This window comes from Microbacterium oxydans, assembly GCF_026559675.1.
Classification (GTDB): Bacteria; Actinomycetota; Actinomycetes; order Actinomycetales; family Microbacteriaceae; genus Microbacterium; species Microbacterium oxydans_D.
This window is the reverse complement of sequence record NZ_CP092891.1, coordinates 1,946,843-1,973,624: the sequence shown is the minus strand read 5'-3', so window position 1 is coordinate 1,973,624 and position 26,782 is coordinate 1,946,843. Positions and strand designations below refer to the sequence as shown.

General features: G+C 69.6%; 23 protein-coding genes. All 23 read left to right on the top strand.

Translation table 11 applies throughout. The features are described 5' to 3' along the window. The first annotated feature begins 110 nt into the window (after positions 1 to 110). The 23 genes from MME74_RS09410 (at position 111) to gmk (ending at position 26,744) form a co-directional block, all read left to right on the top strand. Entirely contained in the window at positions 111 to 1,496 is a 1,386-nt protein-coding gene (locus MME74_RS09410; protein ID WP_267414582.1) for a replication-associated recombination protein A, read from the top strand. Positions 1,497 to 1,678: 182 nt separating this feature from the next. Beyond that, positions 1,679 to 2,308 carry a 30S ribosomal protein S4 gene (gene rpsD, locus MME74_RS09405; protein ID WP_267414580.1) on the top strand — a complete coding sequence of 210 codons (630 nt, stop codon included), beginning with the start codon at positions 1,679 to 1,681 and terminating at the stop codon, positions 2,306 to 2,308. A gap of 111 nt (positions 2,309 to 2,419) precedes the next feature. Then, positions 2,420 to 2,608, top strand: coding sequence for a hypothetical protein (locus tag MME74_RS09400; protein ID WP_105721276.1), 189 nt, complete (start codon positions 2,420 to 2,422; stop codon positions 2,606 to 2,608). A 55-nt stretch (positions 2,609 to 2,663) separates the two neighbouring features. Beyond that, the gene (alaS, locus tag MME74_RS09395; RefSeq protein WP_267414572.1) at positions 2,664 to 5,324 is read left to right on the top strand and encodes an alanine--tRNA ligase; all 2,661 of its coding nucleotides are present in this window, start codon (positions 2,664 to 2,666) and stop codon (positions 5,322 to 5,324) included. After that, positions 5,321 to 5,794, top strand: a complete 474-nt coding sequence (gene ruvX, locus MME74_RS09390; RefSeq protein WP_267414570.1) for a Holliday junction resolvase RuvX — start codon at positions 5,321 to 5,323, stop codon at positions 5,792 to 5,794. The genes alaS and ruvX overlap by 4 nt, the downstream gene beginning before the upstream one ends. A 2-nt stretch (positions 5,795 to 5,796) precedes the next feature. After that, positions 5,797 to 7,320 carry an endolytic transglycosylase MltG gene (mltG, locus tag MME74_RS09385; protein WP_267414568.1) on the top strand — a complete coding sequence of 508 codons (1,524 nt, stop codon included), beginning with the start codon at positions 5,797 to 5,799 and terminating at the stop codon, positions 7,318 to 7,320. Beyond that, complete coding sequence (locus MME74_RS09380; protein WP_267414566.1) at positions 7,317 to 8,123, top strand: shikimate dehydrogenase; 807 nt, start codon at positions 7,317 to 7,319, stop codon at positions 8,121 to 8,123. The genes mltG and MME74_RS09380 overlap by 4 nt, the downstream gene beginning before the upstream one ends. Before the next feature lie 78 nt (positions 8,124 to 8,201). After that, positions 8,202 to 9,431 (top strand): chorismate synthase, encoded by a 1,230-nt coding sequence (gene aroC / locus MME74_RS09375; protein WP_267414565.1) that lies wholly within the window; start codon positions 8,202 to 8,204, stop codon positions 9,429 to 9,431. Beyond that, positions 9,415 to 9,933 (top strand): shikimate kinase, encoded by a 519-nt coding sequence (locus MME74_RS09370; protein WP_267414563.1) that lies wholly within the window; start codon positions 9,415 to 9,417, stop codon positions 9,931 to 9,933. The genes aroC and MME74_RS09370 overlap by 17 nt, the downstream gene beginning before the upstream one ends. Continuing rightward, positions 9,930 to 11,018: a 3-dehydroquinate synthase gene (aroB, locus tag MME74_RS09365; protein ID WP_267414562.1), complete on the top strand. Its 1,089-nt coding sequence runs from the start codon at positions 9,930 to 9,932 to the stop codon at positions 11,016 to 11,018. Before MME74_RS09370 ends, aroB begins: the two co-directional genes overlap by 4 nt. After that, the gene (gene aroQ, locus MME74_RS09360) at positions 11,015 to 11,452 is read left to right on the top strand and encodes a type II 3-dehydroquinate dehydratase (RefSeq protein ID WP_267414560.1); all 438 of its coding nucleotides are present in this window, start codon (positions 11,015 to 11,017) and stop codon (positions 11,450 to 11,452) included. The genes aroB and aroQ overlap by 4 nt, the downstream gene beginning before the upstream one ends. A 55-nt stretch (positions 11,453 to 11,507) precedes the next feature. Then, complete coding sequence (gene efp / locus MME74_RS09355; RefSeq protein ID WP_267414559.1) at positions 11,508 to 12,068, top strand: elongation factor P; 561 nt, start codon at positions 11,508 to 11,510, stop codon at positions 12,066 to 12,068. A 3-nt stretch (positions 12,069 to 12,071) separates the two neighbouring features. Then, positions 12,072 to 12,482: a transcription antitermination factor NusB gene (gene nusB, locus MME74_RS09350; RefSeq protein WP_267414557.1), complete on the top strand. Its 411-nt coding sequence runs from the start codon at positions 12,072 to 12,074 to the stop codon at positions 12,480 to 12,482. A gap of 47 nt (positions 12,483 to 12,529) precedes the next feature. Beyond that, positions 12,530 to 15,490, top strand: a complete 2,961-nt coding sequence (locus MME74_RS09345) for a DEAD/DEAH box helicase (RefSeq protein WP_267414555.1) — start codon at positions 12,530 to 12,532, stop codon at positions 15,488 to 15,490. 81 nt (positions 15,491 to 15,571) lie between these two features. Then, a complete protein-coding gene (locus MME74_RS09340; protein WP_267414554.1) occupies positions 15,572 to 17,149 on the top strand; it encodes a Rieske 2Fe-2S domain-containing protein in 1,578 nt (525 codons plus the stop codon). Between the two features lie 84 nt (positions 17,150 to 17,233). Beyond that, positions 17,234 to 17,764 carry a bifunctional pyr operon transcriptional regulator/uracil phosphoribosyltransferase PyrR gene (gene pyrR / locus MME74_RS09335; protein WP_267414552.1) on the top strand — a complete coding sequence of 177 codons (531 nt, stop codon included), beginning with the start codon at positions 17,234 to 17,236 and terminating at the stop codon, positions 17,762 to 17,764. Beyond that, the gene (locus MME74_RS09330; protein ID WP_267414550.1) at positions 17,761 to 18,726 is read left to right on the top strand and encodes an aspartate carbamoyltransferase catalytic subunit; all 966 of its coding nucleotides are present in this window, start codon (positions 17,761 to 17,763) and stop codon (positions 18,724 to 18,726) included. Before pyrR ends, MME74_RS09330 begins: the two co-directional genes overlap by 4 nt. Next, entirely contained in the window at positions 18,723 to 20,027 is a 1,305-nt protein-coding gene (locus MME74_RS09325) for a dihydroorotase (RefSeq protein ID WP_267414548.1), read from the top strand. Before MME74_RS09330 ends, MME74_RS09325 begins: the two co-directional genes overlap by 4 nt. After that, positions 20,024 to 20,536 (top strand): hypothetical protein, encoded by a 513-nt coding sequence (locus tag MME74_RS09320; RefSeq protein ID WP_267414546.1) that lies wholly within the window; start codon positions 20,024 to 20,026, stop codon positions 20,534 to 20,536. The genes MME74_RS09325 and MME74_RS09320 overlap by 4 nt, the downstream gene beginning before the upstream one ends. After that, positions 20,533 to 21,711, top strand: coding sequence for a glutamine-hydrolyzing carbamoyl-phosphate synthase small subunit (gene carA / locus MME74_RS09315; RefSeq protein ID WP_267414544.1), 1,179 nt, complete (start codon positions 20,533 to 20,535; stop codon positions 21,709 to 21,711). The genes MME74_RS09320 and carA overlap by 4 nt, the downstream gene beginning before the upstream one ends. Continuing rightward, on the top strand, positions 21,711 to 24,998 hold the full coding sequence (gene carB, locus MME74_RS09310) for a carbamoyl-phosphate synthase large subunit (protein ID WP_267414542.1): 3,288 nt from the start codon (positions 21,711 to 21,713) through the stop codon (positions 24,996 to 24,998). The genes carA and carB overlap by 1 nt, the downstream gene beginning before the upstream one ends. Next, on the top strand, positions 24,995 to 25,840 hold the full coding sequence (gene pyrF / locus MME74_RS09305; RefSeq protein ID WP_267414540.1) for an orotidine-5'-phosphate decarboxylase: 846 nt from the start codon (positions 24,995 to 24,997) through the stop codon (positions 25,838 to 25,840). The genes carB and pyrF overlap by 4 nt, the downstream gene beginning before the upstream one ends. Further along, positions 25,833 to 26,744 carry a guanylate kinase gene (gmk, locus tag MME74_RS09300; protein ID WP_267414538.1) on the top strand — a complete coding sequence of 304 codons (912 nt, stop codon included), beginning with the start codon at positions 25,833 to 25,835 and terminating at the stop codon, positions 26,742 to 26,744. Before pyrF ends, gmk begins: the two co-directional genes overlap by 8 nt. The last annotated feature ends 38 nt before the right edge of the window (positions 26,745 to 26,782 follow it).

Here is a 26,782-nt window from a genome sequence, read left to right as displayed (position 1 = left end):
CCGGACGCCGCTCCACGACGTCGCCTGAGAGCCTACCGGGAGGCGGGGGATCGGCCGAAGTGCCGGGGCTCGCAGGCCGAAGTGTCGGGGCCCGCAGGTAGCCTGGAGGGATGACGTCCCCTGCCGCACTGCTCTCCGGGCAGACGCCCCTCGCCGTGCGCATGCGTCCGGTCTCCCTCGCCGAGGTCGCGGGTCAGCGGCACCTGCTGCGGGCCGGATCGCCCATCGTGGCTCTCGCGGATCCGGAGGCGACCTCGCCCGGTGCGGTGTCCATCATCCTGTGGGGTCCTCCCGGCACGGGGAAGACCACGCTCGCGCAGGCGATCGCCCGCTCCTCGGGGCGTCGGTTCGTCGAGCTCTCCGCGATCACGGCCGGGGTGAAGGACGTGCGGGAGGTGATGCAGGAGGCGATCACACAGCGCGACCTGTACGGCCAGACCACGATCCTCTTCCTCGACGAGATCCACCGCTTCACGAAGGCGCAGCAGGACGCGCTCCTTCCCGGTGTCGAGAACGGCTGGGTCATCCTGATCGCCGCGACGACCGAGAACCCGTCGTTCTCTGTCATCTCGCCGCTGCTGTCGCGTTCCCTGCTCCTGACCCTGCAGCCGCTCACCGACGACGACATCGGGCTCCTCGTCGACCGGGCGGTCACCGATGCCCGAGGGCTCAACGGCGCGGTCACGCTCAGCGACGAGGCGCGCTCCTCCCTGGTGCGACTGGCCTCGGGCGATGCGCGGCGCGCCCTCACCGGACTGGAGGCGGGCGCGGCGGTCGCGCTCTCCCACGCGTCGACCGGTGACTCCGATCAGCCCTCCGACGACGAGGCCGATCCCGACGAGGCGGATCCCGACGCGGTGCCCGAGGTGTCGGCCGACGACGTCGCGCAGGCCGTCGACAAGGCGCTGCTGCGCTACGACCGGCAGGGCGACGAGCACTACGACGTCATCAGCGCGTTCATCAAGTCGATCCGGGGCTCCGATCCGGACGCGGCGCTGCACTACCTCGCGCGCATGATCGAGGCGGGGGAGGACCCGCGCTTCATCGCCAGGCGTCTGGTGATCTCCGCCTCCGAGGACGTCGGCCTCGCCGACCCCCACGCGCTCGGCATCGCGGTCGCCGCCGCCGACGCGGTCGCCTTCATCGGGATGCCGGAGGGGCGCATCCCCCTCGCCGAGGCGACCGTGTACCTCGCCACCACGGCGAAGTCGAACGCCGCGTACGTCGGGATCGACGCCGCGATCGCCGACATCCGCTCCGGCGGCTTCGGCCGTGTGCCGCTGCACCTGCGCGACGCCCACTACCCGGGGGCGAAGCGCCTCGGACATGGGCGCGGCTACGTGTACTCGCACGACAGCGAGTACGGCATCGTGCCCCAGCAGTATCTGCCGGACGAGCTCGACGGGCGGCGCTACTACGAGCCGAAGAATCTGGGCGCGGAGCGCGACATCGGGGCGCGTCTCGAGCGCATCCGTCGCATCCTCGGTGACCGCTGACCCTTCCGATCGGGCCGCGAGCGACGATCTGTTAGACTTGAGCGGCTCGAAACCGAGTTCTCGGGCATCTCCTCGTTCACACCACACCTTGCTGGCGCCCCGGCGTGCGCTCCAAGGCAGAACGCGGGTGATACGTCCGTGAGTCGTGAAAGACGCGACCACGTCATCGGAAGGACAACTTCGTGACCACGAAGTCCCAGGACCGCCGCAAGGTGCGTCTGAGCCGTGCCCTCGGCATCCCGCTCACCCCGAAGGCAGCCCGCTACCTCGAGAAGCGTCCCTACGCTCCGGGTGAGCACGGCCGCACCAAGCGCAAGGCCGACAGCGACTACGCCGTCCGTCTGCGTGAGAAGCAGCGTCTGCGCGAGCAGTACGGCATCCGCGAGAAGCAGATGCGCAACACGTTCAACGAGGCCCGTCGTCAGGACGGCCTGACCGGTGAGAACCTGGTCGAGCTCCTCGAGATGCGTCTCGACGCTCTCGTCGTGCGCTCGGGCTTCGCCCGCACCACGGCTCAGGCTCGCCAGCTCGTCGTGCACCGTCACATCCTCGTCGACGGCCAGCTCGTCGACCGCCCGTCGTTCCGCGTGAAGCCGGGCCAGCTCATCCACGTCAAGGCCAAGAGCGAGGGCACCGAGCCCTTCCAGGTGGCAGCAGCCGGCGGTCACGCCGAGGTTCTGCCCCCCGTTCCGGGCTACCTCGAGGTCGAGCTCGACAAGCTCCAGTCGCGTCTGATCCGTCGTCCGAAGCGCGCCGAGGTCCCCGTGATCTGCGAAGTGCAGCTCGTCGTCGAGTACTACGCGGCTCGCTGATCCAGCGAAAGAGCAATCAGGCAGGAGGCGTCGGGATTCCCGACGCCTCCTGTCGTTTCCGCATACGATGGTGACACCGCGCCTTCGCGGATCAAGGGCAAGGATGACGACATGAAGAGCTTGCAGTGGTTCCTGATCGGTGTGATCGGCGGCTTCGTCGCGGCTCACTTCATGAACAAGGACCCGCGCGGTCATGACATCCTCGCCGAGGTCGACGCCCGGATCAACGGGTTCACCGCGATCATCGGCGACGCCTACCGCGAGCAGGAGGCACGGCTCACGGAGCCGGGCAAGAACTGAACCACCGCAGCAGCGCTCCGGCGCGGCATCTTCACGCAAGGACACCCGGCACTCTATGAAAACTGCGGATATCGCGCAGCGTTACCTCGACTTCTTCGAGAAGAACGACCACCTCATCGTCCCCTCCGCCTCGCTGGTCAGCGACGACCCGTCCCTGCTGTTCACCGTCGCCGGAATGGTGCCGATGATCCCGTATCTCACGGGCGTCGTCCCCGCGCCGCATCCGCGCATCGCCGACCTGCAGAAGTGCATCCGCACCAACGACATCGAAGAGGTCGGTCGCACCGCCCGTCACGGCACGTTCTTCCAGATGCTCGGCAACTGGTCGTTCGGCGACTACTTCAAGGAGGGCGCGATCCGCTACGCCTGGGAGCTGCTCACGAGCTCCGAGGCGGACGGCGGGATGGGCTTCGACGAGAAGGACCTCTGGGTCACCGTCTACGAGACGGACGACGAGGCCGAGTCGATCTGGCGGGACATCATCGGTCTGAAGCCGGAGCGCATCCAGCGCCTCGGCCGCGCCGACAACTACTGGAACACGGGGCAGCCCGGTCCCGGCGGCCCCGACTCGGAGATCTTCTTCGACCGCGGGCCCTCCTACGGCAAGGACGGCGGCCCGGCGGCGGACGACACGCGCTTCCTGGAGATCTGGAACCTCGTCTTCATGCAGGACTTCATCGAGAACATCCGCGGGAAGACGGAGTTCGACATCGTCGGCGAGCTGCCGATGAAGAACATCGACACCGGCATGGGCCTCGAGCGCGTCGCGTTCCTCAAGCAGGGCGTCGAGAACATGTACGAGACCGACCAGGTGCGCCCGGTCCTCGACCGCGCGGTGGAGCTCTCGGGCCGTCGCTACGGCGCGTCGCACGAGGACGACGTCCGGTTCCGCGTGATCGCTGACCACGTGCGCTCCTCGCTCATGCTGCTCTCCGACGGGGTCCGCCCGTCCAACGAGGGACGCGGATACATCCTGCGTCGTCTCATGCGCCGCACGGTGCGCGCCATGCGCCTCCTGGGCGTCGACGCCCCGACGTTCCCCGAGCTGTTCGCCGCGTCGCGCGACGCGATGAAAGAGGTCTACCCGGTTCTCGAGAAGGACTGGTCGGTGCTCTCCGCGTCCGCCTTCGCCGAGGAGGAGACGTTCCGTCGCACCCTCGTCGCCGGCTCCACGATCCTCGACCTCGCTCTGGACGAGACGAAGAAGGGCGGCGGGAAGACCCTGAGCGGACCCGAGGCCTTCCTGCTGCACGACACCTACGGCTTCCCGATCGACCTCACGCTCGAGGTCGCCGAGGAGGCGGGCCTCGACGTCGACCGCGCCGCTTTCGACACGCTCATGCAGGAGCAGCGTCAGCGCGCCAAGGACGACGCCCGCAACCGCAAGCGTCAGCTCGCGGACGTGTCGGTGTACCGCGACCTGCGCGCCCTGGGCGAGACCGGCTTCGACGGCTACACGGCCCTCGAGGTCGAGTCGCGCGTGCTCGGGCTGCTCGTCGACGGCGCCCCCGTGCGCAGCGCGTCCGAGGGACAGATCGCCGAGGTCGTGCTCGCCGAGACCACACTGTACGCGGAGTCCGGTGGACAGGTCGCCGACAAGGGCACCATCGTCGGACCGGGCTATGTGCTCGAGGTGCTCGACGTGCAGAAGCCCGTGCCGGGTCTGATCAGCCACACCGTCGAGGTGACGCGGGGCAGCGTGGCCGTCGACGATATCGCGACGACCGTGGTGGATGCCGCGAACCGTCGTGCCGCTCGCCAGGCGCACTCCGCCACGCACCTCGTGCACGCGGCGCTCCGCGACACGCTCGGACCGACCGCGACGCAGGCGGGTTCGCTGAACCGTGCCGGCTACATGCGGTTCGACTTCTCGTGGTCGCAGGCGCTCTCCGCCGACACCCGCAGCGAGATCGAGGAGATCACGAACCGCGCGGTGCAGGACGCCCTCGAGGTGACCACCCGCATCGTCTCGCTCGACGAGGCGAAGGACGCCGGCGCCATGGCACTGTTCGGCGAGAAGTACGGCGACGTGGTGCGCATGGTCGACATCGGCGGCCCCTGGTCGCGCGAGCTCTGCGCCGGCACCCACGTCAGCACGAGCGCCGAGATCGGGCTCGTCAGCCTCGTCGGAGAGTCGTCGGTCGGCGCGTCCAACCGCCGCATCGAGGCGCTCGTCGGCGCCGACGCCTTCCGCGAGCTCGCCGCCGAGCGGGCGATCGTGTCGCAGCTCACCAGCTCGCTCAAGACGCCGCGGGAGCAGCTGCCCGAGCGCATCGCCGATCTCTCCGCGAGCCTCAAGGCCGCGGAGAAGCGCATCGCCCAGTTCGAGGCGAAGGAGCGGGCCGGACAGATCCCCGCGATCGTCGAGGCCGCGTCCCGCATCGGCGCCTTCCGTCTGGCCGCGCAGAACCTCGGCGAGGCGGCCTCGGCCGATGACGTGCGCGATCTCGTGAACGGTGTCCGCGATCGACTCGGTTCCGATGCGGCCATCGTCGCACTCGGCGCGGTCGTCAACGGGCGTCCCGTCGTGGTCGTGGCGACCAACGATGCCGCACGCTCCGCCGGTGCGAAGGCGGGCGCGCTGGCCAAGCGCGCCGCCGGAGTCCTCGGCGGTGGCGGTGGCGGTCGTGACGACGTCGCACAGGGCGGCGGCGCGGACGCGTCGGCTCTGCCGGCGGCGCTCGAGGCCATCGCACAGGAGCTGCACGTCGCGTGAGCGGATTCCGCCGCGGGGTGCGGCTCGGCATCGACGTCGGTCGGGCGAGGGTCGGGGTGGCGCGCTGCGACCCGGACGGGATGCTCGCCGTACCGGTGGAGACGGTTCCCCGCGATGACGCATCGATCGCCCGACTCGTCGAGATCGCGGGGGAGTACGAGCCTCTGGAGTTCGTCGTCGGACTGCCGGTCAACCTGCAGGGTGCGGACACCGCGTCGACCACGGATGCGCGGGAGTTCGCCGCGGCTCTGCAGGAGCGCAGCGGTGTCCCCGTCCGCCTCGTGGACGAGCGCCTCAGCACCGTGACCGCACACGCGGCACTGCGAAGTTCCGGGAGATCTCAGAAGAAGTCTCGTAGCATTGTGGATCAGGTCGCCGCCGTGGTGCTTCTGCAGCAGGCGATCGACATGGAGAAGAGCACCGGAAACCCGGCCGGTGCCGCCATCTCGCCTGACGAGGAGCACGCCTGACGATGTCCGAACGCGACAGCGCTACGCCCCGACACGACGCCGACTCCCGCTTGGGGGACCTGTTCGAGAACCTGCCGGAGCCGACCCGTCAGATCCCGACGGTCGACAACAGCGCCCCTGCGCCCGGCTCGCGTCGCGCCGCGCGGGAGGCGGCTGCCGGTTCGCCCTCGTCGCCGACCCCTGCGGGCGCTCCGACGGATCCGTCGCCCGTGCCGGTCCGCGCGTCCGCCGATGACGCCGTCGCTTCCGAGACCGAGACGCCGTCGGTGACGCCCGTCCGCGCATCGGCCGATGCGGCGGACACTCCGACTCGCGCCGTACCGCAGGTGGACCCTGCCCTCGCCGCTCCCGTCGCGCAGCCGGATCCGGACCCCGTCATCGGCGGCGGTCTCGACGACCTGTTCGCTCCGCACGACGACCACGTCGACGCGCGACCGAAGAAGAAGCGACGCAAGGGATGCCTGATCGCGCTGATCATCGTCCTGGCGATCCTCGGCGGCATCGCGGCCGCCGGCGTCTGGGTGGCCAACACCTACGGCGACAAGATCGCCGACGCCATGGGATGGGGCGAGCCGAAGGACTGGGAGCCGGGTCTCGCGACCGGTGAGGCCCTCGTGACGATCAAGCAGGGCGACACCGGAGCGCCGGTGTCCGCCGCCCTCTACGAGGCGGGCGTCACGAAGACGGAGGACGTGTTCTACGACTATCTGGTCGATGAGAACATCGACGTCACGTTCTACCCGGGCGTCTACCGCCTGCAGGAGAAGATGACGGCCGAGGCCGCTCTGGCCGCGCTCCAGAACGACGAGAACAAGATGGCGAACGCGGTGTCGGTCTCCGAAGGCGGGACGGTCGTGTCGTCGCTGCCCAGCATGGCGGAGACGCTCGGCATCCCGCTGGCCGACTTCGAGGCCGCGGTCAAGGATCCCTCCGCCTACGGCGTCGACGCGCAGAGCCTCGAAGGCTGGCTCTTCCCCGCGGTGTACGAGTTCGATCCCGGGGTGACGGCTCCGCAGGTGATCCAGCGGATGGTCGACCGCACCCGTGAAGCGCTCGATGCCACCGGTGTGCCGGCCGCAGACGCGGAGCGCGTGCTGACGATCGCCTCGATCATCCAGCGCGAGGGTCTGACCGCGGATTTCCCGAAGGTCTCGCGCGTCATCCAGAACCGTCTCGACATCGACATGAAGCTGCAGATGGATTCGACGGCCCAGTACGGCTACGGCACCCTGCACGAAGGCGTCGTCTCCAGCTCGGCCGAGGCTCTCGCCGATCCGAACCCCTGGAACACCTACGTGCACACGGGGCTCCCGGTGACACCGATCGCGAGCCCGAGCGATGCGGCCATCAAGGCGGCGATGCACCCCGATGACGGTCCGTGGCTGTACTTCGTCACGATCAACCTCGCGACGGGGGAGACGCAGTTCTCGACGACGTACGACGAGCACCTCGCCGGCGTGGAGAAATGGCGCGCCTGGTGCCGCGACAATCCCGACAACAACGGATGCGCGGCCGGATCGCAATGACCCGTCTGGCGGTCTGGGGCGACCCGATCGGGCACTCCAAGTCGCCCGCCCTGCACGCGGCCGCGTACCGGGTGCTCGGTCTCGACTGGGAGTACGGGCGGCGTCAGGTTCCCGCTGAAGGATTCGCGACGGCGCTCGCTCAGCTCGACGGCACGTGGCGTGGTCTCTCCCTCACGATGCCGCTGAAGGAAGAGGCGTTCCGCGCGGCAGCGACGCGGGATCGGCACGCGGACCTCACCGGAGCCGTCAACACCCTGCTGCTCAGTGCGCGCCCCGCCGGCTTCAACACCGACGTGGGAGGCATCGTCGACGCGCTGGCAGAGGCCGGCATCGGCGACGTGGAGACGGTGCGCATCCTCGGCGCGGGCGCGACCGCGGCGTCGGCGCTGGTCGCCGTCGCGGAGATCGGCGCGGCGCGAGTGGATGTGCGTGCCCGACGACCGGAACGCGCGGCGCCGTTGATCGATCTCGGAGAGCGCGTCGGCGTCGTCGTCGAGGTCTCCGCGCTCGACGATCCGGTCCTCGGTGTGGACCTGACGATCGCGACCCTGCCCAGCGGAACCGTCCTCGCCACGGAGACCGCGGCGGTGCTGGCCGCGAGCGGCGGAGCCCTCTTCGACGCCGCGTACGCCCCGTGGCCCTCGTCCCTCGCGTCCGTCTGGGGGGACGCTCCTGCGATCTCCGGGCTCGGGATGCTGCTGCACCAGGCCGTGCGCCAGATCCGGATCTTCCGCCACGGCGACCCGTCCGTCGCCCTGCCCGACGAGGCCGACGTCATCGCCGCCATGCGCGCCGCCCTCTGATCCGCGTCGCTCCGGCGAAACGGCCCCACGGACGAAACGCGGCGCGGCGAGGGTGCGAACACATGGGAGACTGGAGCAATGCTCCGCGTGCTCACGGCCGGCGAATCGCACGGCCCAGAACTCATCGCCGTCATGGAGGGTCTGCCCTCCGGCGTTCCGGTGTCGTCCGAGGCCATCCAGGCCGACCTCGCTCGTCGCAAGCTGGGCTACGGCCGCGGCTCGCGCATGAAGTTCGAGCAGGACGAGCTGACGCTCTCCGGCGGCGTCCGTCATGGCAAGAGCCTCGGCAGCCCGATCGCCCTGCGCATCGGCAACACCGAGTGGCCGAAGTGGATCGAGGTCATGAACCCCGAGCCCGTCGAACTCACCGACAAATCCCGCGGACGCAGTGCTCCGCTGACGCGCCCGCGCCCCGGACACGCCGACCTCGTCGGCATGCAGAAGTACGACTTCGACGAGGCCCGTCCGATCCTCGAGCGCGCCAGCGCCCGCGAGACCGCCGCACGCGTGGCCCTCGGTGCGATCGCGCGCTCGTTCCTGGGCGAGCTCGGCATCCGCCTCGTCAGCCACACGCTGTCGATCGGACCGGTGCAGGTCCCCGCCGGATCCCCGCTCCCGACGCCGGACGACGTCGACGTCCTGGATGCCGATCCGCTGCGCTGCTTCGACCCCGCGACCTCCGCGTTGATGGTCGCCGAGGTCGATGATGCCAAGAAGGACGGCGACACGCTGGGCGGCATCGTCGAGGTCCTCGCCTACGGTCTTCCGCCGGGACTCGGTTCGCATGTGCAGTGGGACCGGCGTCTCGACGCGCGCCTCGCGCAGGCGCTCATGAGCATCCAGGCGATCAAGGGCGTCGAGGTCGGCGACGGCTTCGAGACCACGCGCCGCCGAGGTTCCGCTGCGCACGACGAGCTCTTCGCCACGGCGGACGGCATCACGCGCGGATCCGACCGCGCCGGTGGCACCGAGGGCGGCATGTCCACGGGAACCGTGCTCCGTGTGCGCGCCGGCATGAAGCCGATCGCCACGGTCCCGCACGCGCTGCGCACGATCGACATCGCCACGGGCGACGACGCCACGGCCCACCACCAGCGCTCCGACGTGTGCGCCGTGCCCGCCGCGGGCGTGGTCGCCGAGGCCATGGTCGCGGTCGAGCTCGCGAACGCCGTGCTGGAGAAGTTCGGCGGCGACAGCATCCGAGAGACGCGCCGCAACCTCGAGGGGTACCTCGCCGGCATCCCCGCGGAGCTGCGCACGGCACCCGCGTCCGAGGCGGCGCTCATCGCGCATGACGAGCGAGGCTGATCCGCTGACGCTGGTGCTGGTCGGCCCGATGGCCGCCGGCAAGACCAGCGTCGGCAGGCGCGTGGCCCGCCGGCTCGGCGTCGCCTTCATCGACACCGACAAGCGCATCGTCGCGACGCACGGTCCGATCCCCGGCATCTTCGCCGAGCACGGCGAGGCGCACTTTCGCGACCTGGAGCGCGCCGCCGTCGCCGAGGCGTTGGCGGAGGGCGGAGTGATCTCCCTGGGCGGAGGAGCGGTGACGGAGGCGGCGACGCGCGACCTGCTGCAGCAGCACCCGGTGGTGTTCCTGACGGTGAGCGCCGAGGCCGTGGCCGACCGGCTGCGCGGCAGCAACCGCCCGCTGCTGGCGGGGGAGGACCCGCTCGAGCGGTGGAAGAGGATCTTCGAGGAGCGTCGCGGGTGGTACGCCGAGGTGTCATCGGCGACCTTCGACACCTCACGTCGTCCGATGCAGAAGATCGCGGACGAGATCGTGGCATGGAGGAGAGAGCAGCGATGAGCACGACGACCATCAGCGTCACGGGGAACGACACCTACGACATCACGATCGGACGGGGGATCCTCGACCGGGTCTCGGCCGCCCTCGCGCCGGGCGTGCGCAAGATCCTCGTCGTGCACCCGCCGACACTCGCGGCCCGTGCCGCCGAGCTGCGCGACAGACTGCTCGCGGACACGGCCGACGGCCCCCGTGAGGTGCTGCTCGCCGAGATCCCGGATGCGGAGCAGGGCAAGCGCATCGAGGTCGCGGCCTTCTGCTGGCAGGTCATGGGGCAGGCGGACTTCACGCGCAGCGATGCCGTCATCGGCTACGGCGGGGGCTCGGTCACCGACCTCGCCGGCTTCGTCGCCGCGACCTGGCTGCGCGGCGTCCAGCTGATCCAGGTACCGACCACCGTCCTCGGTCTCGTCGATGCGGCCGTCGGCGGCAAGACCGGCGTGAACACCGCGGAGGGCAAGAACCTCGTCGGTGCCTTCTGGGCGCCGAGCGCGGTGGTGGGCGACCTCGACGAGCTCGCGAGCCTCAGCCCGAACGAGGCGACCGCGGGATTCGCGGAGGTCGTGAAGGCCGGGTTCATCTGGGCGCCGGAGATCCTCGACATCATCGAGGCCGACCCGACCCGTGCGGTCGACCCGACCAGCGAGGAGTTCCGTCGCACCGTCGAGCTCGCGATCGACATGAAGGCGAAGGTCGTCTCGGACGACTTCCGTGAGGCGGGGCTCCGCGAGATCCTCAACTACGGGCACACGCTCGGGCACGCGATCGAGCACGCCGAGCGCTACCGCTGGCGTCACGGCGCGGCGATCTCGGTGGGCATGCTGTACGCGGCGGAGCTCTCCCGTCTGGCCGGACGCCTCTCGGACGCGGCGGCCGAGCGTCACCGCACCATCCTCGAGTCGCTGGGCCTTCCCACCTCGTACCGGGCCGGCGCGTGGCCGCAGCTGCTCGCGACGATGCAGCGCGACAAGAAGAGCCGCGGCGGGATGCTGCGCTTCATCCTGCTCGACGACATCGCGAAGCCCACCGTGCTGCAGGCTCCGGACGAGTCGCTGCTGTTCGCGGCCTACCAGGAGGTCGGAGCGTGAGCCGCCGCATCCTCCTCGTGAACGGACCGAACCTCAACCTGCTGGGAACGCGCGAGCCCGAGCTGTACGGAACGGCCACGCTCGCCGACGTGGAGCAGCTCACCGCGGATGCCGCGGCCGAGGTCGGCTTCGAGGTGGCCGCCGTGCAGAGCAATCACGAAGGCGTGCTGATCGACGCGATCCACGCCGCACGCGAGGACTGCGTCGGCATCGTCATCAACCCCGGGGGTCTCACCCACACCTCCGTCGTGCTGCGCGACGCGCTCACGGGAGTGTCCCTGCCGTTCGCCGAGGTGCACATCTCCGACGTGTACGCGCGCGAGGAGTTCCGGCACCACTCCTACCTCGATGACGTCGCCGCGGTCCGCGTGGTCGGGCGCGGCGTCCAGGGCTACGCAGACGCCGTGCGACAGCTCGCCGCACTCATCCCTTAGAATCGACTGTCGGCCTCGTCCGACCCCGCAGACTCACGAACGGAACTCGCAGCGCATGGCATCTACCGCAGACATCAAGAACGGCGTCGTCCTCAGCATCGACGGGCAGCTCTGGAGCGTCATCGAGTTCCAGCACGTCAAGCCCGGCAAGGGTGGCGCGTTCGTGCGCACCAAGCTGAAGAACGTCGTCTCCGGCAAGACGGTCGACCGCACGTACAACGCGGGCGCGAAGATCGAGATCGAGAACGTCGACCGCCGCGACTACACGTACCTGTACACCGATGGCGACGGCTACGTCTTCATGGACCAGACCGACTTCGACCAGATCACGGTCGGCGCCGCGACGGTGGGCGACGCGAAGAACTTCCTGCTCGAGAACCAGCAGGTGACCATCGCGATGAACAACGGCAACCCGCTGTACATCGACCTCCCCGCGTCCGTGATCCTCGAGGTCACCTACACGGAGCCCGGCCTGCAGGGCGACCGCTCGTCGGCCGGCACCAAGCCCGCCACGCTCGAGACCGGCTACGAGATCCAGGTGCCGCTGTTCCTCGAGACCGGCACCAAGGTCAAGGTCGACACCCGCACGGGTGACTACCTCGGCCGCGAGAAGTAAGGCGTGAGCGCCCGGACGAAGGCGCGCAAGCGCGCTCTCGACATCCTGTTCTCCGCCGATGTGCGCGGTGACGACCTCGCCGTGACCCTGGCCGCCGAGGCCAAGCGCGCGGCGAGCGAGCCCGCCCGCGAGGCCTCCTGGCTCTATGCGCGGGAGATCGTCGACGGCATCATCGATGCGCGCGACGAGATCGACGAGCAGATCACCACGCACAGCAGGGACTGGAAGCTGGAGCGGATGCCCGCCGTCGACCGCGCCCTGCTGCGCATCGCCGTGTGGGAGATCCTGCACAACGACGAGGTGCCGACGGCCGTCGCGATCGATGAGGCCGTCGAGCTCGCGAAGGAGTTCTCGACCGACGACTCCGGTGCGTTCGTGCACGGCGTCCTCGCCCGGGTGGCCCGCGCCGCCTGACCCGTCCGACACGAGGCACTGTCGGCGGTGTCGGAGAGGATGGGGACATGCCCCTCCCGAACGACGCCTCCCGCCCGGAGGGCTCGTCGTCCGCAGACTGGCGTTCCATCCTCGGAGCCCCGCGTGAGGATGCGGCGACGCCGCTCGCGCTGGGGGTCGAGCTCCGTGTGCGCGACGGGCGTGGGGCGAACCCCTGGGCGTCCCGCCCGCAGCGGACTGCGAGCGCGCGCGACGTGGCGAAGCGCACCGGCGAGATCCTGCTCGGCATCCGGCCGCTCGAGAAGAGCGCGGCGACCGGCGCCTGGGTGCAGGGAGCGGCGACCTGGGACGCGGTGCGACGATCGCCGACGCAGTACGGACGCGACCGCTCCCGATGGTTCGCCGATCTGCTCAGCATCGCGCGCGACACGCTGCTCTCCGGAACGGCGGGCGACTGGCTGGTCGCCGATCTGATCGAGTCCGGGCTTCTCTGGGGCCATCTGCGCGCGGCGGCCGACGTCGATATCCCGCTCATCGCCACGCAGAAGAGCACGACCGTCGTGCTCGCCGAACGCGCCTCGATCGGCGCGACGGTCGGGCGTGACGACGGGGGCGAGCTCGTCGTGCGCCCGGACATCATGATCGACGGCCGCGACGCCGACCCCGCCGACGTGCAGACGATCGGTCACAGCGGGCTGTACGAGGTCGCGCAACACGGCACGAAGCTGCGCGTGACGCTTGCCGAGGCGCCGATGGCAGAACCGGTGCACGCGCTGCTCGCCGCCAGGACCGGGCTCGAGGTGCCCGCGCGCGACGAAGCCGCTTTCTTCCGCGACGCCTATCCGCTGCTCGCCCGTCGGATCGAGGTGCGTCCGGTCGGTCGCGTCGAGCTGCCGGAGCTGCCCGCACCCCGACCGGTGCTCGACCTGTCCTTCCTGCGCGGCGACACGGTCAAGTACACGTTCGAGTGGGATTACCGCGGGTTCGGACGGGTCCCGTTCCCGCCGGGCGGAGACGCCGTGCGCGACGTGGCCGCCGAAGATGCGCTCCGCGATGCGCTCCAGGCGGTTTGGACGGAGCATCTGGGTGAGACGATCGCTCCGACGGGATCGTTCCATGACGTCGCCGCGGCCGAGTTCGTCACCCGCACGGTGCCCGCGCTCGAAGCCGAGGGTGTCACGGTCTCCGTCTCGGGCCGACGCAAGAGCTATCACGAGCTGACGGGCGAGCCGGAGATCACCGTGACGACGGTCGAGAGCACAGATCCCGACTGGTTCGATCTCGGGGTGCTGGTCAAGATCGATGGGCGCACGATCCCCTTCGAGCCCCTGTTCACGGCGCTCAGCAAGGGGAAGAAGAAGCTCCTCCTCGTCGACGGCAGCTACTTCTCCCTGAGCCACCACGCCCTCGATCGTCTGCGGGAGCTGATCGACGAGTCGGGCGAGCTCGACGAGTGGGAGACCGGCCCCCGGATCAGCCGTCACCAGACCGACCTGTGGGAGGACTTCGAAGACCTCGCCGACGAAGCGCTTCCCGCGGTGACCTGGCGCGCGACCGCAGAGGGCCTGCGTCGCGCGGGGTCGGTCCCGGAGGTGCCTGTACCCCGCGGCGTCACAGCCGAACTCCGTCCGTACCAGAGGGAGGGCCTGAACTGGCTCGCCTTCCTCTGGGGCCATCGCCTCGGCGGCATCCTCGCCGACGACATGGGCCTGGGGAAGACGCTGCAGCTGCTCGCCCTCATCGTGCATGCCCGTGAGTCGGGGGAGCGGCGCCCCTTCCTCGTCGTGGTGCCCACCTCGGTGCTCGCCACCTGGAGGGACGAAGCTGCGCGCTTCGCCCCGACAATGCGCACGCTGCTCAGGGCCAGCACCCAGGGGCCGCGGCTGGCCGATGCCATCCTCGACGTCGACCTCGTCATCACGACCTATGCCGTCGCCCGACTCGACGAGACCGAGTACGCAGGAGTCGAATGGGCGGGGCTCATCCTGGACGAGGCGCAGTTCGTGAAGAACCCGGAGACGAAGCTGCACCGTGCGGTCGCATCGTTCCGCGCCGACGTCACCTTCGCGGTCACCGGCACGCCGATGGAGAACAGCCTCAGTGAGCTGTGGGCCCTGTTGAAGCTCACGGCCCCCGGTCTCTTCGCCTCGGCGCGCAAGTTCCGCGAGCGGTACATCCAGCCGATCGAGCAGGGGAAGGTGCCGGAGAACGAGGAGGGCGGGGCCTATCGCCAGCGTCGCCTCGAGCAACTGCGCCGACGGATCCGACCGCTGCTCCTGCGCCGCACCAAAGAGCTCGTCGCCCCCGAGCTTCCGCCCAAGCAGGAGCAGATCCTCGAGGTCGAGCTCAGCGCCTCGCACCGCGCCCTCTACGAGACGGTCCTCCAGCGCGAGCGCCAGAAGGTGCTGGGGCTGCTGGAAGACCTCGACCGCAACCGCTTCATCGTGTTCCGTTCGCTCACCCTGATGCGCATGCTCAGCCTGGCGCCGGGACTCATCGACCCCGAGGATGCCAAGATCGGCTCCCGCAAGCTCGATGTTCTGCTCGAGCGCGTGATCGAGCTGCAGGCCGAGGGGCACCGGGCGCTCGTCTTCAGCCAGTTCACGACGTTCCTCGACATGGCGGCCGCGCGTCTGGAGGCGGCCGGCATCCCTTACGCGCATCTGGACGGATCGACCCGCCATCGCCAGAAGGTCGTCGAGGGCTTCACCTCGGGGGAGCAGCCGGTGTTCCTGATCAGTCTGAAAGCCGGCGGTTTCGGCCTCACGCTGACCGAGGCCGACTACGTGTTCCTGCTCGACCCGTGGTGGAACCCGGCCGCCGAGGCGCAAGCCGTCGACCGCACGCACCGCATCGGCCAGGACAGCCAGGTGTTCGTCTACCGGATGATCGCCACCGGCACGATCGAGGAGAAGGTGCTCGACCTGCAGCGCCGCAAGGCGCGCCTGTTCACGGCGGTCCTCGACGACGAGGCGCTGTTCGCGCAGTCGCTCTCCGCCGACGACATCCGAGGGCTGTTCGAGCGCTGACCGGAATACTCACGGCCGAGTCGACCGGGCGCACAGGGAGCCCTCGGTACAATCGAACGGTTCACTTTCGGGAGGAATGCAATGCGGATCACGGGACTCGGCCACGCCGGGATGTTCATCGAGACGTTGGGCGGGAACATCATCTGCGACCCGGTCCTCGGACCGTCGTTCTACGGATCCTGGTTCCCGTTCCCCGACAACCGCGGTCTCGACTGGGAGCGCTTCGGGCGCGACGCCGACTTCCTGTGGATCTCGCACCGCCACCGTGACCACTTCGACCCGAAGCTCCTCGAACGGTACATCCGCAAGGACATCGAGGTGCTGCTGCCGGAGTACCCGACCGACGACCTCGAGAAGGATCTCCGCGCGCTCGGCTACACCAACATCACCTACGCCCCCGCGGGCCAGGTGATCCAGCGCGGCGAGCTCAAGATGATGATCACGCCGCTGCGCGCTCCGAGCGACGGGCCCATCGGCGACTCCTCCCTGAGCGTCGACGACGGCACCGGATCGGTGCTGAACCAGAACGACTCGCACCCGCTCGACCTCGAGAAGCTGCTCGACTTCGGCAAGCCCGACGCCTACTTCACCCAGGTCTCCGGCGCGATCTGGTGGCCCATGGTCTACGACCTGCCGCTGGATGCGAAGCAGAACTTCGCCCGGCTCAAGCGCGAGGCCCAGAACAAGCGCGCCATGTACTACATCGAGAAGGTCGACGCCCCGCACGTCTTCCCGATGGCCGGCCCGCCCATGTTCCTCCGCGACGACCTGTTCGACTTCAACGGCCTCGGCAAGAACGGCGAGTCGATCTTCACGGATCAGAAGCAGTTCCTCGCGCACATGAAGGAGCTCGCGCCGCAGTACGACGGCCAGCTCTTCATCCCCGGCACCGTCGTCACGGTCGACGGGGGAGTCGTCACGAGCGAGCAGACCCTCTACACCGAGGCCGAGATCTCGCACATCTTCGATGAGAAGTGGGAGTACCTCGAGGAGCAGCGCGCGTCCCGTCAGCAGGAGATCCGCGATGAGGAGGCATCCCGCGCCGAGATCATCCCTCCCGCCGAGATGCTCGAGGCGATCAAGACCTGGTGGGAGCCGCTGCTGAAGAAGTCCCGCACGATCCGGCTCGGCGTCGGCGGATGCGTGCGCTTCCGCATCGGCGACCTCGACATGGTCGTGGACTTCCCGCGCGCGAAGGTCCGCGAGTACGCGGGCGAGGAGTGCGTGTACTGGTACACGATCCCGGCCGACCTCGTCTCGACGAACATCGTCGACCACGAGATCGACTGGTCGAACTCGATCTTCCTGTCGATGCAGTTCTCGGTGGGCCGCAGCGGCAAGTTCAACGAGTTCCTCACCACGTTCCTCAAGTGCCTCTCGGTCGACCGCATCGAGTACGTCGAGAACTGGTACCAGGAGCAGACCGACCAGACCGAGGACGCCGAGATCGGCGACTGGGTCGTGCAGCGCCGCTGCCCGCACCTCCGCGCCGACCTCACCCGTACGGGAACGGTCGACGAGGACGGCATCCTCACGTGCAGCATGCACGACTGGAAGTGGGACCTGAAGACCGGTCGTTGCCTGTCGACCGCCGGGCATGCGATCCGATCTTCCAAGATCGACGAGGTCACCGACCCCGTGCTGCAGGAGGCGAGCTGATCCGCCGGAGTCGCCGCGCTCCGATAGACTGACGTCACAAGCAACCTTTAACACCGTCCTGTGAGGCGGAGAAGGGAGCGGCCGATGAGCATGCGCACTGTGCTGCACGAAGCCGACATCTCACGAGCGTTGACCCGAATCGCGCACGAGATCCTCGAGTCCAATCGAGGGGCCGAGAATCTCGTCCTGCTGGGCATCCCGACCCGCGGCGTCACTCTCGCCCATCGCCTCGGCCTGCTGATCAGCGAGATCGCCCAGCAGTCCGTCCCGGTCGGCTCGCTCGACGTCACGCTCTTCCGCGATGACCTCGCCAAGCACCCGACCCGCTCTCCGCAGCCCACCGAGATCCCGGTCGGCGGCATCGACGGCAAAACCGTCGTGCTCGTCGACGACGTGCTCTTCTCCGGGCGCAGCATCCGCGCGGCGCTCGACGCGATCCAGTCCATCGGCCGCCCGGCCGTCGTACGCCTCGCCATCCTCGTCGACCGCGGCCACCGCGAGCTCCCGATCCGTCCGGACTTCATCGGCAAGAACATCCCCTCCGCCCGCACCGAGCGGGTCAACGTGCGCCTCTTCGAGAACGACGGGGCCGAGGAGGTGACGATCGGCGAATGAGACACCTCCTCGACACCCGCACGCTCGACCGCGCCACCGCGCTGCGCATCCTCGACGTCGCGGAGGACATGTCCGACACGCAGTCCCGGGAGGTCAAGAAGCTCCCGACGCTGCGCGGCAAGACCGTCGTGAACCTCTTCTTCGAGGACTCGACCCGGACCCGCATCTCCTTCGAGGCCGCGGCCAAGCGCCTGTCCGCCGATGTGATCAACTTCGCCGCGAAGGGCTCCAGCGTCTCGAAGGGCGAGAGCCTCAAGGACACCGCCCAGACCCTCGAGGCCATCGGCGCCGACGCGGTCGTGGTCCGTCATCCGGGTTCCGGTGCGCCGCAGACCCTGGCGACGAGCGGCTGGATCTCCGCCGGGGTCGTGAACGCCGGGGACGGCACGCACGAGCACCCGACGCAGGCACTGCTCGACGCTTTCACGATCCGCAAGCGTCGTTTCGGCGCCGACAGCCGCGGCCGGGACCTGAGCGGTCTGCGCGTCGTGATCGTCGGCGACGTCCTGCATTCGCGGGTCGCCCGCTCGAACGTGTGGCTGCTCACCACGCTCGGCGCGGAGGTCACTCTCGTGTCTCCGCCGACGCTGGTGCCGCAGAACGTCTCGCTGTGGCCGGTCCGTGTCGTCTACGACCTGGATCAGGCGCTGGCGGACGAGCCGGACGCGGTGATGATGCTGCGCATCCAGCTGGAACGGATGAATGCGGCGTATTTCCCGACTGAGCGGGAGTATTCCCGTCGCTGGGGCCTGGACGCACGGCGTGTGGCCGCTCTTCCGAGCGGTAGCATTGTGATGCACCCCGGACCCATGAACCGGGGACTGGAGATCTCCTCGGAAGCAGCCGATTCCCCCCGCTCGACGGTGCTGGAACAGGTCACGAACGGGGTGTCCGTCCGCATGGCGGTGCTGTACCTGCTGCTGGCAGGGGAACGAGACGACGAACGAGGGGGAGACCTGTGAACGAGACCCTCGTCATCACCGGTGCACAGCTGCTCGGCGCGGAGAGCGCCGACATCATCATCGAGGACGGCCGGATCGCCGAGATCGGCAGCGGACTGCACCGCTCCGGCGCCCGGGTCATCGACGCGGCGGGACTCGTCGCGCTGCCGGGCCTCGTCGACCTGCACACGCATCTGCGCGAGCCCGGCTATGAGGCCTCCGAGACGATCCTCACCGGGACGAGGGCTGCGGCCGCCGGCGGTTTCACCGCCGTCTTCGCGATGCCCAACACATCGCCGGTCGCCGACACCGCCGGGGTGGTGGAGCAGGAGCTCGCCCTCGGCGAGGCCGCGGGCTACGCCACGGTGCAGCCCATCGGAGCCGTCACCGTCGGCCAGAAGGGCGAACGCCTCGCCGAACTGGGTGCGATGGCGACCTCGCGCGCACAGGTGCGCCTCTTCAGCGACGACGGATTCTGCGTGTTCGACCCGCTCATCATGCGTCGCGCACTCGAGTACGTGAAGTCCTTCGACGGCGTCATCGCTCAGCATGCGCAGGACCCCCGCCTCACCGAGGGGGCGCAGATGAACGAGGGCACGGTCTCGGCGGAGCTCGGCCTCGCCGGCTGGCCCGCCGTCGCCGAGGAGTCGATCATCGCCCGCGACGTCCTGCTCGCCGAGCACGTCGGCTCGCGGCTGCACGTGTGCCACCTCTCGACCGCGGGTTCGGTGGACATCATCCGCTGGGCCAAGAAGCGGGGGATCAACGTCACCGCCGAGGTCACCCCGCACCACCTGCTGCTGACCGACGAGCTCGTCCGCGGCTACGACGCGCGCTACAAGGTGAACCCGCCGCTGCGCCGCGAAGAGGATGTCCTCGCGGTGCGCGAAGGCCTCGCGGACGGCACGATCGACATCGTCGCGACCGACCACGCTCCGCACCCGAGCGAGCACAAGGCCTGCGAGTGGCAGGCGGCCGCGAACGGCATGGTGGGTCTCGAGAGCGCACTGCGCGTGGTGCACCAGTCGATGGTGCAGACCGGACTCATCGGCTGGTCGGACGTGGCGCGGGTCATGAGCTCGACGCCGGCGCGGATCGGTCGCCTCGCGGGGCACGGCACTCCGCTCGAGGTCGGGCGGCCCGCGCAGATCACGCTCTACGACGCCTCGGTCGACGGCGTCTTCACCGAGGCCGACCTCCACGGTCGCAGCGTGAACTCGCCGTACCTCGGGCGGGCCCTTCCCGGACGGGTGGAGTACACGCTCCACGGCGGCGTCCTCACGGTCGACGGCGGCAGCGTCGTCGCGGAGCTCGGCGCATGAGCGCTCGGGATCTGGCCGTCGCGATCACCGTCGCGGTCGCCCTCCTGGTGCTCCTGGTCATGCTCCTCGCCTGGCGACGACGAATCCGCCGCGACTCCGTGTACACGGCCCCGCTGGGCGTTCCGGAGCATGCGGAGGTCACCCGTCGCGACGAGGTGCTGTACGTGTCCACGACACGACACGGACAGCCGCTCGAGCGCCTCGCGGTGTCGCCTCTCGCGTACCGGGCGCGCGGCGAGATCGCCGTCACGGATCGCGGCATCGCCCTCTGCCTCGACGGCACGCCGACGGTCTTCCTCGCGACCGACCGGATCGTCTCCGTCGACCGCGCCACGGTCACGATCGACCGCGTCGTGGAGCCCGGCGGCCTCGTGCGCATCGCGTGGCACATCGATGACGACACCATCGTCGACAGCTACCTGCGCCTCGCCACCGGCGACCCCCAGAACCTCATCTCCGACCTGCAGCGGCTCGTCCCCGCCGCCCCCGACACAGGAGCAACGTCATGACCCTCTCGACAACCTCCGGGCAGGCCCCCGCGGCCCAGCTCCCCGATCCCGCCGTGCTCGTCCTGGAGGACGGCACCCGCCACCTCGGACGCGCCTACGGCGCCCGCGGCCGCACCCTCGGCGAGGTCGTCTTCGCCACCGGCATGTCCGGCTACCAGGAGACGATCACCGACCCCTCGTACGCCGGCCAGATCGTGCTGCAGACCGCTCCGCACATCGGCAACACCGGCATGAACGACGAGGACGCGGAGTCCCGCCGCATCTGGGTCGCCGGCTACATCGTGCGCGACCCCTCGCGCGTCGTGTCGAACTGGCGCGCGAACGCCTCGCTCGACGACGTGCTCGTCGAGGACGGCGTCGTCGGCATCAGCGGCATCGACACCCGATCGATCACCCGCCACATCCGTTCGGCCGGCTCCATGCGCGGTGGCATCTTCTCGGGTGCGGACGCCGCACTCGACCCCGAGGAGCAGGTGCGCATCGTCCGCGAGGCGCCCGAGATGGCAGGACGCAACCTGTCCGCCGAGGTCTCGGTCGACGTCGCCACGGTGACGACCGCGATGGGGGAGCGGATCGGCAACCTCGCCGTGCTGGACCTCGGTGTGAAGCAGGCGACGATCGACAACCTCGCCGCGCGCGGCTTCGAGGTGCACGTGCTCCCGCAGAGCGTGACGATCGAGGAGATCCGCGCGATCGATCCGGTCGCGGTCTTCTACTCGAACGGCCCCGGCGACCCCGCGGCCTCGGGCGACCACGTCGAGCTGCTGCGCTCGGTGCTCGACGACGGGCTGCCGTTCTTCGGCATCTGCTTCGGCAACCAGCTGCTCGGTCGCGCCCTGGGACTCGGCACCTACAAGTTGCCCTTCGGCCACCGCGGCATCAACCAGCCGGTTCTCGACAAGGAGACCGGCAAGGTCGAGATCACGGCCCACAACCACGGCTTCGCGGTCGAGGCGCCGATCGAGGGCACCTTCGACAGCCCGAACGGCTACGGCAAGGTCGAGGTCAGCCACGTCGGCCTCAACGACAACGTCGTGGAGGGCCTGCGCGCCCTCGACATCCCTGCCTTCTCGGTGCAGTACCACCCCGAGGCGGCAGCGGGACCGCACGACGCCAACTACCTCTTCGACCGTTTCCGCGACCTGGTCATCGCGAGCAAGAAGGACGCCAAGTAATGCCCAAGCGCGACGACATCAACTCCGTCCTCGTCATCGGCTCCGGCCCGATCGTCATCGGCCAGGCCTGCGAGTTCGACTACTCCGGCACCCAGGCGTGCCGCGTGCTGCGCGAGGAGGGCGTCCGGGTCATCCTGGTCAACTCCAACCCGGCCACCATCATGACCGACCCCGACTTCGCCGACGCGACGTACATCGAGCCGATCACGTGGCAGGTCATCGAGACGATCATCGCCAAGGAGCGCCCCGACGCGATCCTCCCGACCCTCGGCGGTCAGACGGCGCTGAACGCCGCGATCGAGCTGCACAACCACGGCATCCTCGAGAAGTACGACGTCGAGCTGATCGGCGCCAACTTCGAGGCGATCAACAAGGGCGAAGACCGTCAGATCTTCAAGCAGCTGGTCCTCGACGCCGGTGCCGACGTGGCGGACTCCCGCATCGCGCACACGATGGACGAGGTGCTGGCCGCCGCCGGCGAGCTCGGCTACCCGCTGGTGGTCCGCCCGAGCTTCACGATGGGCGGCCTGGGTTCCGGCTTCGCCTACGACGAGGAAGACCTCCGCCGCATCGCCGGCGCGGGTCTGCGCGACTCGCCCACCACCGAGGTGCTCCTGGAGGAGTCCATCCTCGGCTGGAAGGAGTACGAGCTCGAGCTCATGCGCGACACCGCCGACAACACGGTCGTCGTCTGCTCCATCGAGAACGTCGATCCGGTCGGCGTGCACACCGGCGACTCGATCACGGTGGCTCCCGCCCTCACGCTCACGGACCGCGAGTACCAGAAGATGCGCGACATCGGCATCGACATCATCCGCGCCGTCGGCGTCGACACCGGTGGCTGCAACATCCAGTTCGCGGTGGACCCGTCCAACGGCCGCATCATCGTGATCGAGATGAACCCGCGTGTGTCGCGCTCCAGTGCGCTCGCCTCGAAGGCCACCGGCTTCCCGATCGCCAAGCTCGCGGCCAAGCTCGCGCTCGGCTACCGCCTCGACGAGATCCCGAACGACATCACGGGCGTGACCCCCGCCAGCTTCGAGCCGACGCTCGACTACGTGGTCGTCAAGGTCCCGCGCTTCGCGTTCGAGAAGTTCCCGGCCGCCGATGCGACCCTCACCACGACCATGAAGTCGGTCGGCGAGGCGATGGCCATCGGCCGCAACTACGCGACCGCGCTGCAGAAGGCGCTCCGCTCGCTGGAGAAGCGCGGGTCGAGCTTCCACTGGGGCGTGGAGGAGCGCTCGATGGAGGAGCTGCTCGAGATCTCGAAGATCCCGACCGACGGCCGCATCGTCACGCTGCAGCAGGCGCTGCGCAAGGGCGCGACCGTCGAGCAGGCGTTCGACGCGACCGCGATCGACCCGTGGTTCCTCGATCAGATGGTCCTGATCAACGAGGTCGCCGAGATCGTGCGCACGGCCCCCGAGCTGGATGCCGCGACTCTCCGCTACGCCAAGGAGCACGGCTTCTCGGATGCGCAGCTCGCCGAGCTCCGCGGCATCACCGAGGCCGAGGTCCGCGGCGTGCGCCACGGGCTCGGCATCCGCCCGGTCTACAAGACGGTCGACACCTGCGCCGGCGAGTTCCCGGCTCTGACGCCGTACCACTACTCGAGCTACGACTTCGAGACCGAGGTCGCGCCGTCCGAGCGTACCAAGGTCGTCATCATCGGCTCGGGCCCGAACCGCATCGGTCAGGGCGTCGAGTTCGACTACTCGTGCGTGCACGCCTCGTTCGCGCTGTCGGACGCCGGCTTCGAGACCGTCATGGTTAACTGCAACCCCGAGACGGTCTCGACCGACTACGACACCTCCGACCGCCTCTACTTCGAGCCGCTGACGCTCGAAGACGTGCTGGAGGTGCTCGACGCGGAGGCGGCGAGCGGCACCATCCTCGGCGTCGTCTGCCAGCTCGGCGGACAGACCCCGCTCGGTCTCGCGAAGGGCATCGAGGCCGCGGGCTACACCGTGCTCGGCACCAGCCCTGAGGCGATCGACCTGGCGGAGGAGCGTGAGCTCTTCTCGCGTCTGCTCGACGAGGCGGGTCTCGTGGCACCGCGCAACGGCACCGCGATCGACGTCGAGGGCGCCGTGCGCATCGCCGAGGAGATCGGCTACCCGGTCCTGGTGCGTCCGAGCTTCGTGCTCGGCGGCCGCGGCATGGAGATCGTCTACGACACCGCCTCGCTGCGCGACTACTTCGTGCGCACCGCGGGCGAGGTCGTCATCGAGGAGGGCAAGCCGCTCCTCGTGGACCGCTTCCTCGACGATGCGATCGAGCTCGACGTGGACGCGCTGTTCGACGGCACGGACCTGTACATCGGCGGCGTCATGGAGCACCTGGAGGAGGCCGGCATCCACTCCGGTGACTCCAGCTGCACCCTGCCGCCGGTCTCGCTGGGCCGCACCGACGTCGACCGTGTGCGCGAGGCCACCCTCGCCATCGCGAAGGGCGTCGGCGTGCGCGGACTGCTGAACGTGCAGTTCGCCATCAGCGCCGGTGTGCTCTACGTCATCGAGGCCAACCCCCGCGCCAGCCGCACGGTCCCGTTCGTGTCGAAGGCGCTGGGGATCCCGATGGCCAAGGCCGCGAGCCGCGTCATGACCGGTTCCACGATCGCCGAGCTCCGCGCCGAGGGCATGCTGCCCGAGCAGGACGGCTCGCGGGTTCCGCTCGACGCCCCGGTCTCGGTCAAGGAGGCCGTGCTCCCGTTCAAGCGCTTCCGCACCGCGGACGGCAAGACGGTCGACTCCGTCCTCGGCCCGGAGATGCGCTCCACCGGTGAGGTCATGGGCATCGACCGCGACTTCCCGACCGCCTTCGCCAAGAGCCAGGCCGCGGCGTACGGCGGCATGCCGACCTCGGGAACCGTGTTCATCTCGGTCGCCGACTCGGACAAGCGTGCCGTGATCCTTCCGGCGCACCGCCTGCAGCAGCTCGGCTTCACGATCGTCGCGACCGAGGGCACCGCCGAGATCCTCTCGCGCAACGGCATCGCGGTGACCGTCGTCGAGAAGTACAGCGCGACGCAGGAGTCCGGGGCGAAGAACATCGTGGACCTCATCAACGAGGGCGAGATCGACATCGTCGTGAACACCCCGTCCGGTGGGGCGGCCCGTGCCGACGGCTACGAGATCCGTGCCGCGGCGGTCGCCGCCGACAAGGCCCTGTTCACGACCATGGCCGTGCTGGGCGCGGCCGTGAGCGGGATGGACGCGGCCCACGAGGGCTTCCAGGTGAAGAGCCTCCAGGAGTACGCGCTGGACCGGAAGGCGGCGCTGTGAGCGAAGGCTTCGGCGAGCGGGTCCGCTCCGCGCTGAGCGTGCGCGGACCCCTCTGCGTCGGCATCGACCCCCACGCGGCACTGCTCGCCGCGTGGGGGCTCGCCGACGATGCGCAGGGCGTCCGGGAGTTCGGCCTCCGCACCGTCGAGGCGGCGACCGGACGCGTCGGCATCGTGAAGCCGCAGGTCTCGTTCTTCGAGCGCTTCGGGTCGCAGGGCATCGCGGCGCTGGAAGAGGTCATGGCCGCGGCTCGAGCCGCAGGTCTGATCGTGATCGCCGACGCCAAGCGCGGCGACATCGGCTCCACGATGGACGATTACGCGCGCGCCTGGCTCACGCCGGGCTCTCCTCTGGAGGCCGACGCGCTGACCGTGAGCCCGTTCCTCGGCGTCGGCGCCCTGGCCGGGACGTTCGCCCTCGCTCAGGAGCACGGGAAGGGGCTCTTCGTGCTCGCCGCGACCAGCAACCCCGAGGCCGAGGGGCTCCAGCGGTCCCAGAGCCCGTCCGGCGCGACCGTGTCGGCATCGATCGTCGCGGAGGTCTCGCAGCGCAACGCCGTGGCCGCCCGCACGGGGGAGTGGGGGAGCTTCGGCTTCGTCATCGGCGCGACCGTGGACTGGGCCGCGGCCGGCATCGAGCCGTTCGCGCCCCTCGCCCCGATCCTCGCCCCGGGCTTCGGCGCCCAGGGCGCGACGCCCGCGGATCTCCGGACGCGCTTCGGTGCGATGTCCGACGCCGTGATCGCGAGCGAGAGCCGCAGCATCCTCTCCGCCGGCCCCACGGATCTGGCCGAGGCCATCTCCGCGCGTGCCTCCGAGTACCCCGAGGTGGCCGGTGTCTGACGTGCAGAGGACCGTTCCCGAGGTCGACCGAGCCGCTGCCGCGCGTCGCGCCGTCGAGCGACGCCGTGCCCGGGCCTCCGTCAAGCGCGACCTCACGATGCGGGTGGTGACTCCCCAGGCGGTGCTGCACCGGGCGACGGCGGATGCCGATTCGGTCGAGGGGTCCATGCGCATCACCGACTTCCTGCTGGCTCTCCCGGCGATCGGCGCCGGCAAGCGCGATCGCGTGCTGGAGGAGCTGCAGATCTCCCCGGTGAAGCGACTCGGAGGCCTCGGCGCCCGTCAGCGCCGTGTGCTGGAGGAATGGCTCGACTCCCGGTTCCCCGTGCCGTCTCCGCGCGGCGCGCGCAGCCGTCTGCTCGTGCTCGCCGGCCCGACCGCCGTCGGCAAGGGCACGGTGGCCGCGCACATCCGGGAGCACAACCCGGAGATCCACCTGTCGGTGTCGGCGACCACCCGGCCGCCGCGTCCGGGCGAGATCGACGGTGTGCACTACTACTTCGTCGACGACGCCGAGTTCGACCGGCTGATCGCCGAGGACGAGCTCCTCGAGTACGCGGTCGTCCACAACAAGTCGCGCTACGGCACCCCTCGCGCCCCGATCGACGCGGCTCTCGCCGAGGGGAAGACCGTCCTCCTCGAGATCGACCTGCAGGGTGCGCGCCAGGTGCGGCGCGCCGAGCCGGCCGCGACGCTCATCTTCCTGCTGCCTCCGAGCTGGGACGAACTGGTGCATCGCCTGGTCGGCCGCGGCACCGAGGGAGCGGAGGAGCGGGCCCGTCGCCTGCGCACCGCGAAGGTCGAACTGGCCGCCCAGAACGAGTTCGATCACCTCATCGTGAACGAGGACGTCGCCACTGCGGCCCACGAGGTCGTAGAATTGTCTTCAAGCTCTGCGCGCTGAGCGTCTTCGCGCGCCTTTCGCACCGTCTTCCGCGACGA

Bases quoted from the DNA above. Each gene is read 5' to 3' on its own strand.
- MME74_RS09410 (WP_267414582.1), top strand. From the start codon at position 111: ATGACGTCCCCTGCCGCACTGCTCTCCGGGCAGACGCCCCTCGCCGTG.
- MME74_RS09400 (WP_105721276.1), top strand. From the start codon at position 2,420: ATGAAGAGCTTGCAGTGGTTCCTGATCGGTGTGATCGGCGGCTTCGTC.
- alaS (WP_267414572.1), top strand. From the start codon at position 2,664: ATGAAAACTGCGGATATCGCGCAGCGTTACCTCGACTTCTTCGAGAAG.
- mltG (WP_267414568.1), top strand. From the start codon at position 5,797: ATGTCCGAACGCGACAGCGCTACGCCCCGACACGACGCCGACTCCCGC.
- MME74_RS09380 (WP_267414566.1), top strand. From the start codon at position 7,317: ATGACCCGTCTGGCGGTCTGGGGCGACCCGATCGGGCACTCCAAGTCG.
- aroC (WP_267414565.1), top strand. From the start codon at position 8,202: ATGCTCCGCGTGCTCACGGCCGGCGAATCGCACGGCCCAGAACTCATC.
- MME74_RS09370 (WP_267414563.1), top strand. From the start codon at position 9,415: ATGACGAGCGAGGCTGATCCGCTGACGCTGGTGCTGGTCGGCCCGATG.
- aroB (WP_267414562.1), top strand. From the start codon at position 9,930: ATGAGCACGACGACCATCAGCGTCACGGGGAACGACACCTACGACATC.
- efp (WP_267414559.1), top strand. From the start codon at position 11,508: ATGGCATCTACCGCAGACATCAAGAACGGCGTCGTCCTCAGCATCGAC.
- MME74_RS09345 (WP_267414555.1), top strand. From the start codon at position 12,530: ATGCCCCTCCCGAACGACGCCTCCCGCCCGGAGGGCTCGTCGTCCGCA.
- MME74_RS09340 (WP_267414554.1), top strand. From the start codon at position 15,572: ATGCGGATCACGGGACTCGGCCACGCCGGGATGTTCATCGAGACGTTG.
- pyrR (WP_267414552.1), top strand. From the start codon at position 17,234: ATGAGCATGCGCACTGTGCTGCACGAAGCCGACATCTCACGAGCGTTG.
- MME74_RS09330 (WP_267414550.1), top strand. From the start codon at position 17,761: ATGAGACACCTCCTCGACACCCGCACGCTCGACCGCGCCACCGCGCTG.
- MME74_RS09320 (WP_267414546.1), top strand. From the start codon at position 20,024: ATGAGCGCTCGGGATCTGGCCGTCGCGATCACCGTCGCGGTCGCCCTC.
- carA (WP_267414544.1), top strand. From the start codon at position 20,533: ATGACCCTCTCGACAACCTCCGGGCAGGCCCCCGCGGCCCAGCTCCCC.
- carB (WP_267414542.1), top strand. From the start codon at position 21,711: ATGCCCAAGCGCGACGACATCAACTCCGTCCTCGTCATCGGCTCCGGC.